The following is a 16869-nucleotide window of genomic DNA, read 5'->3' as shown; positions in this document are numbered from 1 at the left end:
AAAGTATAACGTCTAGGCTTCAAAAGTAGTATTTATAATTGGGAAAATTGTGTTTGATTCTTGGTGCCAATCCTTCCTTTTTTCTCAAAAAAAATCCCTTAAAATTTTTAAGGGATTTGCTGTTTAATTTTCTTTGATAACCACCTGCATGGTTTCGCGACTGACTTGTTTGAGCAAAACGGTCTTGTTTTCTTCTACCGTTTGTGCCGCTTGATCGTTAAAATGGCGAATGGTATATAAGGTTACATTTTCGCTAAAATCGACTTTGAATTTTTTTGAAAGTAGTGCATTCAAAGCGTTGAAATTGTCGAATTTGTCTTCTACACAAACCGAAAAACTAATCGCTGAATTCTGAATCAAATTAACTTTGAGTTTGAATTGGTGAAACAACCCAAAAATCTCACTGATGTTTTCCTCCATTATAAACGAAAAATCTATGGACGAAAGCGAAATTAAAAGCTGGTTTCTTTTGACAATAAAACACGGTAAATACGGTTCCAAGTCAACACCTTTGGCCACGCTAGTTCCTTTTAATAAGGGGTTGATGAAGGATTTTACATAGAGTGGAATTTCCTTTTTTTGTAGCGGCTGTAAGGTTTTTGGATGAATTACAGTGGCGCCATAAAAGGCTAATTCAATAGCTTCCCGATACGAAATTTGATTGAGCAAACTCGCATTTTCAAAGTAACGCGGATCGGCATTCATCACTCCAGGAACATCTTTCCAGATGGTCACACTCTCGGCATTCAAGCAATAGGCAAAAATGGCAGCGGTATAATCCGAGCCTTCTCGTCCTAGTGTGGTTGTAAAATTATTTTCGTCAGAACCCAGAAAACCTTGTGTGATATTCAGGATTTTACGTTTGATGTTTTTGCTAATGTTGGTTTGGGTCAAACTCCAATCTAGCTCGGCATCCCTATAATTTGCGTCGGTTTTGATTAAATTTCGAACGTCTACCCACTGTGTTTGGATACCCATAAAGGACATAAAATGACTTAAAATGGTAGTCGAAATCAATTCGCCGTAGCTTACAATTTGGTCGTAAACAAAGTTGTAATTTGGTGATTTATTGTGTGCCAAGAAGTATTCTAAATCGCTGAATTGTGCATTTATAGCAGCAAAAACTTCATTTTTTTCGTCCTCAAATAAATCCATTACGATTTGATTGTGGTATTTTTTTACTTCTTGTACAGAGGAGTTCAACTCTGCCGATTTTTCAAAATAGTTTTTTATTACTTCTTCCAAGGCATTTGTAGTTTTTCCCATAGCCGAAACTACGAGTAAAACATCCTCGAATCCTACTTTTTGTAAAACGTCATATACGTTTTTTATCCCATCTGCATCTTTTACAGAAGCACCACCAAATTTGAATACTCTCATTTTTAATTCAGATTTTAGATTTCGAATTTTTAGTTTTTGACCAAAAACGAAACCGTATTTTATTATTATTTTAATTTATTTTCAACAAAAAAGTTGATTCCTGCTTCATCCATTTGTGCTACACGCCATTCGTCTAATACTTTGGCGCCTGAATTTTCATAAAAAGTTATAGCCGTTGTATTCCAGTCCAAAACATTCCAATCAATGCGTCTTACCTGATCTTTTTTGGCTTGCTTGATAATTTCGGAGTACAAAGCGTATCCCAAACCGGTACCGCGCATGCTTTCTTTGACCACCAAATCTTCTAAATGGATGGTTTTGCCTTTCCAAGTCGAATAGCGGTAATAATGCAATGCAATTCCTACGATTTCAGCTGCAACTTCAGCAACAAAAACATGAAATAAAGGATTAGCACCAAAGCCATCGCGAACCAAATCTGCAACGGTTATTAAAACGGCATTGGGTTCTTTTTCAAAAACGGCTAATTCTTGTATCAGTGCCAAAACGCCTTCCATATCCTCTGGTCTTCCTTGTCTAATATTCATAATTCTATAATTTTTGGTGCTAAAAGTATAAAAAAACCAACACTTTAGCAGCTTGTAAAAGCACTTTTGATAGCAAATATACAATAGTGATAAAGTATCCAATTAATTATTAATTCATTTTCACAAAAAAAACGATATTTGTGACTTCAACACAACTACAACGATTTCGTAATGAAAGAACACAACAAAACACTAGGGGAATTTATCATCGAAAACCAAAAATCTTTCCAGTATTCATCAGGAGAATTATCTCGAATTATTAATGCCATCCGCTTAGCGGCAAAAGTCGTAAATTACAAAGTCAACAAAGCGGGTTTAGTCGATATTGTGGGTGCCGCTGGTGAACAAAATATTCAAGGCGAAGACCAACAAAAACTGGATGTGTATGCCAATGAGATTTTTATTCAAACCCTTATTAATCGAGAAATTGTATGTGGCATTGCCTCCGAAGAAAATGATGATTTCATAACCGTTCGAGGGTCGGATAACAGTCATACTAATAAATATGTCGTGTTGATGGATCCGCTTGATGGCTCGTCGAATATTGATGTAAATGTTTCGGTGGGGACAATTTTTTCGGTCTACAGGCGCATAACTCCTGTAGGAACACCTGTTGCGTTAGAGGATTTTTTGCAACCTGGCGTGAATCAAGTTGCTGCTGGATATGTAATTTACGGAACGTCAACAATGTTGGTGTACACAACGGGTCATGGCGTGAACGGTTTTACGTTGAATCCTGCAATTGGTACTTTTTATTTGTCGCATCCTAATATGATGTTTCCGAAGGAGGGAATTATTTATTCTATCAACGAGGGGAATTATGTTCATTTTCCGCAAGGGGTTAAGGATTATATTAAGTATTGCCAGCTCGAAGAAGGCGATAGGCCGTATACGTCAAGGTATATTGGAAGTTTGGTTTCGGATTTTCATCGCAATATGATTAAGGGTGGAATTTATTTGTACCCAACGAGTTCCAAAGCGCCAAAAGGCAAGTTGCGCTTGTTGTATGAATGTAATCCCATGGCGTTTATTGCCGAACAAGCTGGCGGAAAAGCTTCGGATGGTTTTGGACGAATTTTAGAAATTCGACCAACTGAATTGCATGAACGTGTTCCGTTTTTTTGTGGAAGTTATGCTATGGTCGAAAAAGCGGAGGATTTTATGCGTAACGCCAAAAAGTAAGAGTCGGATTTGGACTAACAAACAGCAGTTTACGAGCGATATCCAGAATAAAGGGCTTTTTTTAAACCATATAAGTTATCCAAGGTCGTATAAGGTTGTTGTTGTACTATTGGTTTTAAGAACCAATTTTTTTTAGTTTCACACTTATATGACCTTAAATGCCTTATGTGGTAAATCTTTTAGTAATCTATTATTTGGATTTGGACTTAAAAGAAAAGCCATTTATCTACAAAATCATTTTTTAAACCATATAAGTTATCCAAGGTCACATAAGGTTGTTGTTGTGCTATTGGTTTTAAGAACCAGATTTTTTTAGTATCACACTTATACGACCTTAAATGCCTTACATGGTAAATTTTTTTTGTAATAAATTTTTTTGGATTTGGAATTAAAAAGAAAAGCCATTTATCTACAAAATTATTTTTTAAACCATATAAGTTATTCAAGGTCACATAAGGTTGTTGTTGTACCATTGGTTTTAGAAGCCAAATTTTTTTAGCATCACACTTATATGACCTTAAATGCCTTACATGGTAAATCTTTTAGTAATCCATTTTTTTGGATTTGGACTTAAAAGAAAAGCTATTTATCAACAAAATTGTTACTTATTCATATTTTGCATTTCGTAAACAAATGTATCGGAATCGACTTTTTGATCAACCAATACCAAGGCTTTATCAACAATATAATTAACATTACCAGGGGTAAAACCCAATGCCAAACCAAATTTTCGCAACAATCGATCTTGATTGTCTCCCAGATGGTGGTCTGTGTTGACCATTCGGGCTAAATCATAGAGACGTTCTAATCGTTGACTATGCAAATAAGGTGGGTTGATGGGATATTTCAAAGGATTTTCTAAAATTTCTTCATATTCTGCTGGAGAAATTTCAAGTCGAGTGGCTAGTTTTGATAAAAATGCCAATTCATCCTGAGTTGCTTCCCCATCTGCAAGTGCTACACGCGCAATGGCCGAAAAATGACCTTTATTTCTTTGTTTGAATTCGCTATCGAATAAATCTGAAAGTGACATAGTATGTTTGATTTTTGTTTATACTAAAGATACTGATTTTTTTTATAAAGTTTCATTTTTTCTTTAAAAAGGTATGGGATTCACTTTTAAAAAGTTGATCGCAGATTCACAGATTTTAAAAATAAAATAGTCCTGTTTTATTGCACTAATTCAAAAATTGGCTGCTCTGCGGCATGTTTTTGCATTTAAAGTCTTTTGTTTTAAAAGCGAATGCCCTGACAAAAAGGAGCAGTGTTGTCTGGCTTTTTATTTAAAGGAATTGCAACTCCTAATCCTTCATTTTCAAAATTAATCGTAAGTTTACAACCCCAACATCAATAATATACTACCTATGTCAGATTTTTGGATTTATTTTCAAATAGGATTGCGCCATGTTTTAGATATTCATGCTTACGATCATGTTTTGTTTTTGATAGCATTGGCCGTCCCATTTTCGTTTAGCGATTGGAAACGCATTTTGCTTTTAGTTTCTATGTTCACCGTGGGACATACGCTGGCGTTGTTGCTTTCGGTTTATGAAATCGTGGCTATAAAAGTAAATGTTGTCGAACTATTAATTCCTATTACGATATTAATAACGGCACTTTTTAACTTATTTACCGCAGGAAAATCAAGCAAAAAAGAAAGTATAAGTTTGGTGTTTTTTGTGACTTTGTTCTTTGGAATTGTTCACGGTTTGGGTTTTTCTAATTATTTCAAAACCATACTAGGAGGTAGTCCAAGTTCTAAATTGGTTCCCTTGGGCGAGTTTGCATTAGGAATTGAAGCGGCTCAAATTGTAGTGGTTTTTGTGGTTTTAATACTCTCTTATATGGTTCAAACCGTTTTTAGATTTTCTAAAAGAGATTGGACATTGGTCATGTCATCCTTTATAGTAGGTGTTGTGTTGCCTATGATTGTTGCTAGTAAAATTTGGTTAAGATAAAAAATGAATATAAATAAATTAAATAAATACGACAAAGCCTATTTGCGCATTGCCAAAGAATGGAGTCTTTTGTCGTACTGCAAACGCAAGCAAGTAGGGGCAATTATCGTCAAGGACCGCATGATTATTTCGGATGGATACAACGGTACGCCATCAGGTTTTGAGAACTGTTGCGAGGATGAAGACGGATTGACTCGCTGGGATGTTTTGCATGCAGAAGCCAATGCGATTCTAAAAGTAGCTCGTTCTACCCAATCTTGCGAAGGCGCTACCTTATATATTACGCTATCTCCTTGCAAGGAATGCAGTAAGTTAATTCATCAGTCTGGCGTGAAAAGAGTCGTGTATCAAACGGGATATAAGGACGATTCAGGCATTCAGTTTTTGATAAAAGCAGGCATAGAAGTAGTGCATATTGCTAATTTAGACCAATAAATGAAAATAAATCCAAAATACCTACCCTTGCTCATTGGCGCCACTCTTGCGACAGGAATTTGGATTGGTGGGAATTTGAATTTTCCGGATCAAAATCATTTTTTTGCCAAAAATAACACTAAAAACAAGCTCAATAAACTCCTTGATTTTATTGATAATGAATATGTTGATGCTGTCAATACGGATTCTATTGTCAATCTGACCGTAGATACCATTCTCGCTAAACTGGATCCCCATTCGGTATATATTCCGCCCAGTGAACAAGCCGAAGTTGCCGAAAGTATGAAAGGCGATTTCGTAGGTATTGGGATTAGTTTTTACATGTACAAAGATTCCGTTACGGTTATAAAACCTATTGAAAATGGCCCTTCGGCAAAAGCGGGAATCCTGTCTGGAGATCGTATTTTATATGCTGGAAAAACCAAATTATTTGGACGAAAATTACCCAACGACTCTTTGTTTACCACTTTAAAAGGCGAAGTGGATTCGGAAATTGAACTCCTTGTGTATCGCAAATCGGCACATAAAAAATTCAAAATAAAAGTAAAAAGAGCCGTTATTCCTATAAAAAGTGTAGATGCCGCCTTGCTCTTGAACCCCACAACGGGATATATCAAAATCAATCGTTTTGCCGAAACCACGTACCAAGAATTTTTGACGGGATTAAACAGGTTGAAAAAACAAGGGGCAAAATCACTCGTAATCGATCTTCGTGATAATGGTGGCGGTTACATGGAAGAAGCCATTGCCATTGCCGACGAATTATTGCCAAACAAGCAATTAATTGTTTTTACCAAAAATAAAAAAGGCAGTATCGAAAAAACATTTGCCACCGAAAAAGGCAGTTTCGAAACCGGAAAAGTTTTTGTTTTACTAAACGAAAACAGTGCATCAGCAAGCGAAATTCTGGCAGGTGCAATACAAGATAACGACCGTGGAATCATTCTTGGTCGCCGCTCTTTTGGAAAAGGATTGGTGCAACGCGAAATGGATTTTGACGATGGTTCTGCCGTGCGATTGACCATTGCGAGGTATTATACTCCTACGGGACGTTCCATCCAAAAACCGTATTCCAAAGGAAATGAAAACTACTTTAAAGAATCCGATTCTCGTTTTGCAACTGGCGAAATGTATTCCAAAGACAGTATAAAAGTGATTGATTCCTTGCGTTTTAAAACCAAAAAAGGCAAAATCGTTTATGGCGGTGGCGGGATTGTCCCAGATATTTTTGTCCCTTTAGAAGTAGAAAAAGGAACCGAAAGTAGTGCTTATTTATTGCAATCGGGAGTTGTGGGGCATTGTATTTTTGAACTTTTAGATAAAAATAGAAGCGATTTTAACGGTTTAACTTTGGAACAACTAAAAACCAAAATGAATGCTTCGGATCGCTATTTTACCGCTTTTAAAAAGTATGTTTCCCAGAATGGATTGGATTTGAACTTGGACAAAAATAAAGCGTTGGTCAAAACCGAACTCACCGCTGAATTAGCCCGGCAGTTATTGGGCGAAGACTATTTTTATCAAATTATTTTGAAAGAGGATACAATGGTAAAAGCCGTTTTGAAACAGTAGATTTTGCTATTAGCGATTGCTGTCGTGGGCATGTGTTTGAATCCCGTTATTCCACAAAGTCAAAATATCGGTGGCAACCGCTGCGCCGCTTCCTGCAGCTACGGCTAGTTGGCTTCTCCAGCCTGCCAATGTTCCTATGGCATAAATGCCTTGGGCGACAAGATGATCCGTGTTTTTTAATTGAATGCGTTGTTTCTCTGGGAGTGATTTTTGATGAGGTTCTATAAACGACAGTAAACCTTCAATGGCAAAAGTATTAGCAGATCCAATTCCTACGACAATAGTTTTGGTTGTGTACAAATTTTTTGTGGTAAAAACTTTAAATTCAGGAAACTTACCTTCTATTTTAAGTACTTTCTCGTCGGGAATTTGTGTGATGTGCGGATAGGTAGTGGCTAAATGATGGGTACTTTGAGTGAGCAAATCTGCGCCTAGTGTATTTGGTGCAATGCCATACGCATTATTAAAAAGTGCTTCTTGTAGCGAAGACGATTTTTGATGGGTAAAAATCCCAATGTTTTTTGTGCTGACAAAAGATTTGTTTTTGGCGGAACCCAATACCAAGGCACATGACATTCCAGAAACCCCGCCACCAATGATTAATACATCAAACATATTAATTATTGTCTCTCATTTTTTCTTCTATTTTTTTAGACATTCTAAAAATTAATAGAATCAAAACAGCGCAAAAGGAAGCTGCAATTCCAACAAAAGCAACCATGCTATTTCCTTGCAATGGATTACTAAAATCCAATAGCGTCACATTAAAAACAATTAATGCAAGGGCTAAAACAATTAAAATGCTTGTAAAAATTTTCATGAAGGTAGTTTTTTATAAAAAACAGAACAGTTTTTTTAAATCCGTCTGCGAATACTAAAAGTTAGTGGGTAAATTTATAAAAAAAAATATTAGACAAACAAACCTTTAACATTAGCAGCGAATAATTTAACAGCTATAGCAAGAAGTACCACCCCAAAGGTTTTGCGAACCACTCCCAAACCGTTTTTGCCCAACATTCGTTCTATTTTTCCCGAAGATTTTAAAACCGCATACACTAATATGATATTCAAAATAATTCCAATTACAATATTTACAGTATGAAATTGCGACCGCAACGAGAGTAAAGTAGTCATTGTTCCAGCGCCTGCAATTAACGGAAAAGCCAAAGGTACAATCGAAGCCGAATTAGCTTCCTCATCGCGATAAATCCGGATGCCTAAAATCATTTCCAAGGCTAGAAAAAACAAGACAAAGGAACCTGCTACCGCAAAGGAATGCACGTCAATACCTATCAAACTCAAAAATTCCTCTCCTATAAACAGGAAAACAATCATTATTAAACCCGCTACTAATGAGGCTTTTTCGGATTCGATGTGGCCATGTTTGGCTCTTAAATTCACAATAATAGGTATGGATCCCACAATATCAATAACGGCAAAAAGTACCATTCCTACGGTAATAATTTCTTTGAAGCTAAATTCTAACATAACAATTTTTTGTGCAAAGGTAGCGTAATGAATAGAATTTCAGGGTATAACAATAAAATATGCGGTGAAATTGTTTTGGACTTTTGTGTTTTTTGATGCGTGTTGTAGCGATTAGGGTTCTCCTTTTTGAACTATTGTTTTTTAGATTCTAAAATAGAATCCCATAGATTGATTACCTTTGCAAAATATAATCCCAGTACCTCAAAATAATGTTTCAATTAGGAAAAACCATCGTGTCAGAAGACATACTCGAAAAAGATTTTGTGTGTAATTTATCGGCTTGCAAAGGTGCTTGTTGTGTAGACGGCGATGCTGGAGCTCCTTTGAGCCTAGAGGAAACCAAGATTCTAGAAACTATTTATCCAAAAGTGAAACCTTTTCTTCGCAAACAAGGCATTCAAGCCATCGAAGCGCAAGGTGTTTGGGTAACAGGAACTGATGGTGATCTCGAAACACCATTGATAGACAACAAGGATTGTGCGTATGTGATTTTTGATGGCAAAACCGCACTTTGTGGTATTGAGCAAGCCTACAATCAAGGTATAATCGATTGGAAAAAACCAGTTTCTTGTCATTTATATCCCATTCGAGTAAAAGATTTTACCGAGTTTGTTGCCGTTAATTACGACCGTTGGGACATTTGTGATCCTGCGTGTTCATTAGGACAAGAATTAGAAGTTCCCATCTACAAATTCGTCAAAGAAGCTTTGGTTCGCAAGTTTGGCGAAGATTGGTATTTAGAGCTAGAAAAAGTGGCTCAAGACCTAAAAAAATAAATAAAAAAAAGCGGTTGTTTCCTTGTTTCTTATTTTAAAAATCCTATAGTTGGCGGTGTTTTAGCGTGTTTTTGTGTTTTTAAAATATTGATTTTCAGTAATTTAAAAAATGTATGAAAATCATTCTTATTTCGGTGCTTTGTTAAAAACTAGTAGCGATTGTGAATAAGTTTGGCTTTTTATAACCGCATTATTTTACAATCTTTGTAATCCGCTGAACGACTAAAAATAGGCTGATAATTCAAAAAAACAAACACATCCCATGTCACAACTAGAACCAATTTTACAAGAAAACAAAAACCGTTTCGTTATTTTTCCAATCAAACACCATGATATTTGGGAGTTTTATAAAAGTATGGAAGCCAGTTTTTGGACCGCCGAAGAAATTGATTTGTCCCAAGATTTAAACGATTGGAATCATAAGTTGTCCGATGATGAGCGGTATTTTGTCAAACATATTTTAGCTTTTTTTGCCGCATCAGATGGAATTGTAAATGAAAACTTGGCCGAAAACTTTGTTAACGAAGTGCAATATGCCGAAGCTAAATTCTTCTATGGTTTTCAAATCATGATGGAAAACATTCACAGTGAAACCTATTCGTTGTTGATTGATACGTACGTGAAAGATGAAGCCGAAAAAGAGGAATTATTCAATGCGTTAGAAGTTTTTCCAGCGATTAAGAAAAAAGCAGATTGGGCTTTGAAATGGATTGAATCCGATTCGTTCGCAGAGCGTTTAATAGCTTTTGCAGCAGTGGAAGGAATTTTCTTTTCAGGCGCTTTTTGCTCCATTTATTGGTTGAAAAAAAGAGGTTTGATGCCAGGATTAACCTTCTCGAACGAATTGATTTCTCGTGACGAAGGCGTGCATTGCGATTTTGCGGTGCATTTGCACAACCACCATTTGGTTAATAAAGTGCCTAATGAACGAATCAGAAGCATTATTGTCGACGCCTTAAATATTGAAAGAGAGTTCATTACCGAGTCGCTTCCTGTGAGTTTGATTGGTATGAATGCCGTTTTGATGACGCAATACCTAGAATTTGTTGCGGATAGATTGTTAGTAGAACTAGGTTGCGAAAGAGAATACAATACCACCAATCCGTTTGATTTTATGGACATGATTTCATTGCAAGGAAAAACCAATTTCTTTGAGAAAAAAGTAGCTGAATATCAAAAAGCGGGCGTAATGAACACCGATTCCGAAGCGCAAAAAATCACATTTGACGCTGATTTTTAATATTTCGCCGCAAAGGCACCAAGCCACGAAGAAAAATATAAAATAAGAATTCTTAATTTAAGTACGAATGGCAAAGCCAAAAAAATTTGCGCCTTGTGACTTCGTGGCAAAAATACCTAATAATTCAACGGGATTAGTTTCCCAAAACCATTAATACAAATTCGACAAAATAGAAAAGGGATTTTCTATTTTAAAAAAAACAAGATTATTATGTACGTAGTAAAAAGAGACGGCCACAAAGAGCCCGTAATGTTTGACAAAATCACGGATAGAATTAAAAAACTATGCTATGGTTTGAATGATTTGGTAGATGCAGTAAAAGTAGCCATGAGAGTTATTGAGGGATTGTATGACGGAGTTACCACCTCGGAATTAGACAATCTTGCTGCTGAAACTGCCGCTTCAATGACCATTGCTCATCCTGATTATGCCCAATTGGCGGCTCGAATTGCCATTTCCAACTTGCATAAAAATACCAACAAATCGTTCTCGGAAACGATGAACGAAATGTTTCATTATGTCAATCCTAGAAACGGACAATATGCTCCTTTACTGTCCGATGAAGTGCATAAAGTAATTATGGAGAATGCTGAATTTTTGAATTCACACATTATATACAACAGAGATTTTAATTACGATTATTTTGGTTTCAAAACATTAGAACGTTCTTATTTGTTGAAAATAAACGGTAAAATTGTCGAAAGACCACAACACATGTTAATGCGTGTTTCGGTTGGGATTCACCTTAACGACCTAACATCAGTAATAGAAACGTACGACTTAATGTCGAAAAAATTCTTTACTCACGCCACACCAACTTTATTTAACGCTGGAACTCCAAAACCGCAAATGTCGTCTTGTTTCCTTCTAGCTATGAAAGACGATAGTATTGATGGCATTTACGATACGCTAAAAAATACTGCCAAAATCTCGCAATCGGCGGGTGGAGTAGGGCTTTCTATTCACAACGTTCGGGCAACGGGTTCTTACATTCGGGGTACCAACGGAACTTCCAACGGAATTGTTCCCATGTTGCGTGTTTTCAATGATACCGCTCGTTATGTAGATCAAGGTGGTGGAAAACGCAAAGGAAGTTTTGCCATTTATATCGAAACTTGGCATGCTGATATTTTTGAATTTTTGGATTTGAAAAAGAATACAGGTAAAGAGGAAATGCGTGCCAGAGATTTATTCTTTGCCATGTGGACTTCGGATTTGTTTATGAAAAGAGTGCAAGAAAACGGCGATTGGACGCTAATGTGCCCTAATGAATGTCCTGGTTTGTATGACGTTCACGGTGAAGACTTCGAAAAAATGTACACTGATTATGAAAAAGCGGGTAAAGGTAGAAAAACCATTAAAGCGCATGAATTATGGGAAAAAATTCTAGAATCACAAATTGAAACTGGAACGCCCTACATGTTGTACAAGGATGCAGCCAACAGGAAATCAAATCAAAAAAATCTTGGCACCATTAGGTCATCGAATTTGTGTACCGAGATTATGGAATATACTTCTGCTGATGAGGTTGCTGTTTGTAATTTGGCTTCGCTTTCGTTGCCAATGTTTGTAGAAAACAAAAAATTCAATCACGAATTACTGTTTACTGTTACCAAACGAGTAACGCGTAACTTGAACAAAGTGATTGATAGAAATTACTATCCTGTAAAAGAAGCCGAAAATTCTAATATGCGTCACCGTCCAATTGGGCTTGGCGTTCAAGGACTTGCCGATGCTTTTATACTATTGCGTTTGCCGTTTACGAGTGACGAAGCCAAGAAATTAAATCAAGAAATTTTCGAAACTTTATATTTTGCAGCTGTAACCGCCTCGATGGAAATGGCCAAAGAAGAAGGACCGTATTCTAGTTTTAAAGGCTCGCCAATTTCGCAAGGAGAATTCCAACACAACCTATGGGGAATGAAGGACGAAGAACTTTCTGGACGTTGGGATTGGGCTTCCTTGAGAAAAGAAGTGATGCAACACGGAGTAAGAAATTCGCTTTTGGTTGCGCCAATGCCAACCGCTTCAACTTCCCAAATTTTAGGAAACAACGAAGCATTTGAACCATATACATCCAATATTTATACTAGGCGAGTACTTTCGGGAGAATTTATCGTAGTCAACAAGCATTTGTTGAACGATTTAGTAGAACGTGGACTTTGGAACGAAACCTTGAAACAAGAATTAATGCGTGAAAATGGTTCGGTTCAGAACTTGAATATTCCACAAGAATTGAAAGAATTGTACAAAACTGTTTGGGAAATGTCCATGAAAGATATTATCGATATGTCCCGTCATAGAGGGTATTTTGTAGACCAATCACAGTCGTTGAACCTGTTTATGCAAAACGCCAATTACTCTAAATTGACTTCGATGCACTTCTACGCTTGGCAATCTGGATTGAAAACAGGAATGTATTATTTGAGAACCAAAGCAGCTGTTGATGCTATAAAATTCACCTTGAACAACGATAAAAAAGCAGAACCATTAGAGGTAAAAGAGCCAATTGCAGAACAGAAATTACAGCCTATTGCTGTTCTAAACGATGCCGTAGAAATGACTCCAGCAGAATACCGAGCCATGATCGAATTAGCCAAAAACGCAGGGCCAGAAGATTGTGAAATGTGTGGTTCGTAATTTTAGAAAATAGAATAAAAGAAGCAGCTATCAATTACGGTAGCTGTTTTTGTTTTATATTTATAATCAAATGAAGACAAAATATACAATACCAAATTATATTTTAGCCTCAAAAAACACTCGTATGTTGCACTTTGTTGTTGATGTTTTTTTTATTAATATCGTGTTTTCAATAGCGTATTTGTTGGCTAGCTTTGTAAAGTTTAATGCAGATTTTCCTCTAGTTTCAGATTGGATTGATTCATTTGATCCCTACAAGAAAATAATTTATAGAACCATAATCTGTTTTTTCTATTACGGATTTACTGAATATTTTCTAGCTCGGACACTTGCCAAATATTTCACAAAAACAATTGTTGTTTTGAAAGACGGCTCAAAACCAAATTTCATTGCTATTTTAACTAGAACAACATTAAGAATTATGCCCTTTGAGTGTTTAACTTTTTTAAAAGGGAGAAGACTAGGCTTGCATGATGAATATTCGGGTACATTTGTGGTTAAAAAAGAGAAGCTAGAGGTTAGTAAAAAGGAGTTTTCAGAGCTTCAGTAAATTAGTAATTCTGAATTTGTTTTTCTGATTAACAATCAAAATATTTTGTAATTTTATAATTCAATTTTATCATTATGGATATCTCAATCGAAAAGAAAAATATAATTCAATGGATTCAAAAAATTGATGATGAAAAAAGCATTCAAGAAATCCTAGGTTTTAAAGAGAAAAATGAGTTTTCGTTTTTTGAAAATCAGCTAATTCAAAAAGGATTGAATGATGTTTCATCAGGGAATGTTAGTTCGAACGAAGAAGTAAAAAAGCGTTTTGAAGTAAAGTTCGCTGAAAAATGAAAATCGTTTGGACTGAAACTTCGGAGTTAACTTTAGACGAAATTATAGATTATATTAAAAATAAATTCGGGAATTTGGTTGCTGAAAAATATTATTTTGATGTTTCAAAAACCGTTGAAGATATTGAAATAAATCCGGAATTTTTTGCAGTTTATCAACATAAAAATGAAATTCGGAAAGCGGTAATTAATAAAAAAACTATTTTGTATTATCAAATTCAAGATGAAAACATTCCTCTTTTAGCATTTTATGATGCTCGAAAAGGAATACATAAATTATAGTTTCTAAAAACCAAACCCCTAGTAAATCTAAAATCTACTAGGGGTTTTTGGTTATAAATAATAGCTTTTAAACCAATGCAACATTCTCAACAGCCACTCGCATTTCTTTTGCAGCAGCGACCATCTCGATTAATGCTTTTTTGGTTTCGTCCCAATGGCGGGTTTTGAGGCCACAATCGGGGTTTACCCAAAGTTGATTTGCGGGGATCACGGCGGCGGCTTTTTCTAATAAATGCACCATTTCTTGGCGAGAAGGCACGCGTGGCGAGTGGATGTCATAGACCCCAGGCCCAATTTCGTTGGGGTAGTTAAAATCGGCAAAAACATCCAGCAATTCCATTTGTGAGCGCGAGCATTCAATGGTGATTACATCGGCATCCATATCGGCAATGTTTTGAATAATGTCGTTAAATTCGCTGTAGCACATGTGGGTGTGAATTTGCGTATCGTCTTTCACGCCCGAGGCCGAAATTCTAAAGGCTTTGATGGCCCAGTTTAAATAATTAGCCCATTCTTCTTTGCGCAAAGGCAATCCTTCTCTAATAGCTGGCTCATCAATTTGAATGATTTTGATGCCCGCTTTTTCTAAATCAACCACCTCATCACGGATGGCCAAGGCTATTTGCGTACAAGTTTCAGATCGTGGCTGATCATTGCGCACAAATGACCATTGCAAGATGGTTACTGGGCCAGTAAGCATTCCTTTTACCCATTTTGGCGTTAGTGATTGTGCAAATTGCGCCCATTTTACAGTCATGGGCGTTGGGCGCGAAACATCGCCATAAATGACGGGCGGTTTCACGCAACGGCTGCCGTAACTTTGTACCCAACCGTTTTTGGTAAAGGTAAATCCGCTCAATTGTTCGCCAAAATATTCTACCATATCATTGCGCTCAAACTCACCGTGAACCAGCACATCAATGCCCGTTTCTTCCTGAAAACGAATGGTTTCTTCGGTTTCTTTTTGCAATAAATGATCGTATGCTGTTTGTGATAATTCGCCTTTTTTAAATCGGGCTCTCCAGCTTCTTACCTCGGTAGTTTGTGGGAAAGATCCAATGGTAGTGGTTGGAAACAAAGGCAAATTCAAAGCTTCAATTTGTTTTTCTCTTCGAATAGCAAAAGCATTTTCTCTTTTGTCATCGCCAGTTGTAATGCTCTTTACTCTATTTTTTACGGCATCATTATGAATTAATTTTGAAGTTTTACGGTTTTCATTCGCAATAGTATTTTGTTGAAATGAAACCGAATCCACCAGACTTACCTCGTCTGTAGCAAAATTTTGAAGCAGTACAATTTCTTCTATTTTTTGTTTGGCGAAAGCCAGCCATTGTTTGATTTCGGGTGTTAATGTAGCGTCATTGGTTTCTAAATCCAAGTCGCAAGGCGAGTGAATTAGCGAACAGGAAGGTGCAATTAAAACTCGGTTTTTCCCAATTGCGTTGGTTGCTTTTTCGATTAATGCCAAAGATTTTTTGAAATCATTTTTCCAAATATTTCTTCCGTCCACCACTCCAAGAGAAAGGTTTATGTTGGCAGCCAATTTTCCGGAATCTAAAATATCATCCAATTGTGAGTGGCAGCGCACCAAATCTAGGTGCAAAGTATCAACGGGTAGAGCCAAAACGGTGTCTAAATTTTCGCCAAAACAATCAAAATAATTGGTCAAAATTATTTTTAAAGAAGGGAACTTTTTGTTGATTTGGTTGTAAACATTTGTAATGGCAGCACGGTCTTTATCGGTTAAATTCAAGGCCAAAAAGGGTTCGTCAATCTGTATGTATTTTGCGCCTTCGGTTTGCAAAGCCTTTAAAATTTCAAAATAAACGGGCAATATATTTTCTATCAAATCAATTTTTTCAAAACCAGCTTCTTTTTCTTTGCCCAAAAGCAAATAAGAAACGGGGCCAATAAGCACGGGTTTGGTGATGATGCCGTTGTTTTTTGCTTCTTTAAATTCGTCAATTATTTTGGTCGAAAACAATTCAAATTTTTGATTTTTTGTAAATTCTGGTACAATATAATGGTAGTTCGTGTCAAACCATTTGGTCATTTCCATGGCCACTACGTCTTGCCCTTCTTTTTGCGAACCTCTAGCCATGGTAAAATACAAATCCAAAGCGGAGTTTGTTTTGGCGATTTCGCTGTAACGTTTCGGAATTGCTCCCAAAGTCAAACTCAAATCCAAAACCTGATCATAAAAAGAAAAATCATTAGACGGAATCAAATCGATACCTGCCTCGGCTTGCAATTGCCAGTTTGTGGCACGGATTTTTTTTCCTGCTTCTAGCAATTCATCGGCCGAAATTTTTCCGGCCCAATACAATTCGCTTGCTTTTTTTAGTTCTCTATTGCTCCCAATTCTTGGGTAACCCAGGTTGTTTGTTTTCATGTTTTTAAAAGTTTTTTTTACGGTACAAATGTATTGCAATAGATTTTTATACTTTAAAAATGAAATTATTTCAGTAAAATGAGGTTTTTATGGAGGTTTTTGTAGTAATTTGTTTGGTAATTAAGTTATAAAAAGAA

General features: G+C 36.3%; 18 protein-coding genes. 10 read left to right on the top strand and 8 right to left on the bottom strand.

The genetic code is table 11. The features are described from left to right. Positions 1 to 123: 123 nt before the first annotated feature. Both FNW21_RS03515 and FNW21_RS03510 read right to left on the bottom strand, forming a co-directional pair. Entirely contained in the window at positions 124 to 1380 is a 1257-nt protein-coding gene (locus tag FNW21_RS03515) for an aspartate kinase (protein ID WP_144255345.1), read from the bottom strand. Between the two features lie 65 nt (positions 1381 to 1445). Next, the gene (locus tag FNW21_RS03510; RefSeq protein WP_144255344.1) at positions 1446 to 1925 is read right to left on the bottom strand and encodes a GNAT family N-acetyltransferase; all 480 of its coding nucleotides are present in this window, start codon (positions 1923 to 1925) and stop codon (positions 1446 to 1448) included. A gap of 171 nt (positions 1926 to 2096) precedes the next feature. On the opposite strand from FNW21_RS03510, the gene fbp reads away from it, so the two are divergent. Continuing rightward, positions 2097 to 3107 (top strand): class 1 fructose-bisphosphatase, encoded by a 1011-nt coding sequence (gene fbp / locus FNW21_RS03505; protein WP_144255343.1) that lies wholly within the window; start codon positions 2097 to 2099, stop codon positions 3105 to 3107. Positions 3108 to 3313: 206 nt separating this feature from the next. Here the strand turns inward: fbp and FNW21_RS03500 are convergent, their stop codons facing one another. Then, positions 3314 to 3580, bottom strand: coding sequence for a hypothetical protein (locus FNW21_RS03500; RefSeq protein WP_144255342.1), 267 nt, complete (start codon positions 3578 to 3580; stop codon positions 3314 to 3316). A 128-nt stretch (positions 3581 to 3708) separates the two neighbouring features. Then, positions 3709 to 4140, bottom strand: coding sequence for a TerB family tellurite resistance protein (locus tag FNW21_RS03495; protein ID WP_144255341.1), 432 nt, complete (start codon positions 4138 to 4140; stop codon positions 3709 to 3711). A gap of 331 nt (positions 4141 to 4471) precedes the next feature. Here FNW21_RS03495 and FNW21_RS03490 point away from each other — a divergent pair, with 331 nt between their 5' ends. Genes FNW21_RS03490 through FNW21_RS03480 form a run of 3 tightly spaced genes read left to right on the top strand, consistent with a single transcriptional unit; the run spans position 4472 to position 7072 of the window. Beyond that, positions 4472 to 5065 carry a HupE/UreJ family protein gene (locus FNW21_RS03490; protein WP_144255340.1) on the top strand — a complete coding sequence of 198 codons (594 nt, stop codon included), beginning with the start codon at positions 4472 to 4474 and terminating at the stop codon, positions 5063 to 5065. Positions 5066 to 5068: 3 nt separating this feature from the next. Then, positions 5069 to 5500, top strand: a complete 432-nt coding sequence (locus FNW21_RS03485) for a deoxycytidylate deaminase (protein ID WP_144255339.1) — start codon at positions 5069 to 5071, stop codon at positions 5498 to 5500. Next, positions 5501 to 7072, top strand: coding sequence for a S41 family peptidase (locus FNW21_RS03480; protein WP_144255338.1), 1572 nt, complete (start codon positions 5501 to 5503; stop codon positions 7070 to 7072). Positions 7073 to 7081: 9 nt separating this feature from the next. On the opposite strand, the gene FNW21_RS03475 is transcribed toward FNW21_RS03480, so the two are convergent. The 3 genes from FNW21_RS03475 to FNW21_RS03465 form a co-directional block, all read right to left on the bottom strand. Then, the gene (locus tag FNW21_RS03475) at positions 7082 to 7687 is read right to left on the bottom strand and encodes an FAD-dependent oxidoreductase (protein WP_144255337.1); all 606 of its coding nucleotides are present in this window, start codon (positions 7685 to 7687) and stop codon (positions 7082 to 7084) included. 1 nt (position 7688) lies between these two features. Continuing rightward, a complete protein-coding gene (locus FNW21_RS03470) occupies positions 7689 to 7892 on the bottom strand; it encodes a hypothetical protein (RefSeq protein ID WP_144255336.1) in 204 nt (67 codons plus the stop codon). Between the two features lie 89 nt (positions 7893 to 7981). Further along, entirely contained in the window at positions 7982 to 8560 is a 579-nt protein-coding gene (locus FNW21_RS03465) for a MarC family protein (RefSeq protein ID WP_144255335.1), read from the bottom strand. Between the two features lie 209 nt (positions 8561 to 8769). Between FNW21_RS03465 and FNW21_RS03460 the strand changes: the two genes are divergently transcribed. The 6 genes from FNW21_RS03460 (at position 8770) to FNW21_RS03435 (ending at position 14340) form a co-directional block, all read left to right on the top strand. Then, positions 8770 to 9336 carry a DUF3109 family protein gene (locus FNW21_RS03460; protein WP_144255334.1) on the top strand — a complete coding sequence of 189 codons (567 nt, stop codon included), beginning with the start codon at positions 8770 to 8772 and terminating at the stop codon, positions 9334 to 9336. A gap of 262 nt (positions 9337 to 9598) precedes the next feature. After that, complete coding sequence (locus FNW21_RS03455; protein ID WP_144255333.1) at positions 9599 to 10576, top strand: ribonucleotide-diphosphate reductase subunit beta; 978 nt, start codon at positions 9599 to 9601, stop codon at positions 10574 to 10576. A 210-nt stretch (positions 10577 to 10786) separates the two neighbouring features. Next, the gene (locus FNW21_RS03450) at positions 10787 to 13216 is read left to right on the top strand and encodes a ribonucleoside-diphosphate reductase subunit alpha (protein WP_144255332.1); all 2430 of its coding nucleotides are present in this window, start codon (positions 10787 to 10789) and stop codon (positions 13214 to 13216) included. Positions 13217 to 13286: 70 nt separating this feature from the next. Beyond that, a complete protein-coding gene (locus FNW21_RS03445; RefSeq protein WP_144255331.1) occupies positions 13287 to 13766 on the top strand; it encodes an RDD family protein in 480 nt (159 codons plus the stop codon). A 74-nt stretch (positions 13767 to 13840) separates the two neighbouring features. Then, positions 13841 to 14059, top strand: a complete 219-nt coding sequence (locus FNW21_RS03440; protein ID WP_144255330.1) for a hypothetical protein — start codon at positions 13841 to 13843, stop codon at positions 14057 to 14059. Next, positions 14056 to 14340, top strand: a complete 285-nt coding sequence (locus FNW21_RS03435) for a type II toxin-antitoxin system RelE/ParE family toxin (protein ID WP_144255329.1) — start codon at positions 14056 to 14058, stop codon at positions 14338 to 14340. The genes FNW21_RS03440 and FNW21_RS03435 overlap by 4 nt, the downstream gene beginning before the upstream one ends. A gap of 67 nt (positions 14341 to 14407) precedes the next feature. Here FNW21_RS03435 and metE read toward each other — a convergent pair whose 3' ends face one another. Continuing rightward, positions 14408 to 16732 (bottom strand): 5-methyltetrahydropteroyltriglutamate--homocysteine S-methyltransferase, encoded by a 2325-nt coding sequence (gene metE, locus FNW21_RS03430; RefSeq protein WP_144255328.1) that lies wholly within the window; start codon positions 16730 to 16732, stop codon positions 14408 to 14410. Positions 16733 to 16869: the final 137 nt, after the last annotated feature.

The sequence above is a fragment of the Flavobacterium restrictum genome (assembly GCF_007097245.1).
Classification (GTDB): Bacteria; Bacteroidota; Bacteroidia; order Flavobacteriales; family Flavobacteriaceae; genus Flavobacterium; species Flavobacterium restrictum.
The sequence above is the reverse complement of the archived record's forward strand: the minus strand, read 5'-3'. Positions and strand labels throughout refer to the sequence as shown.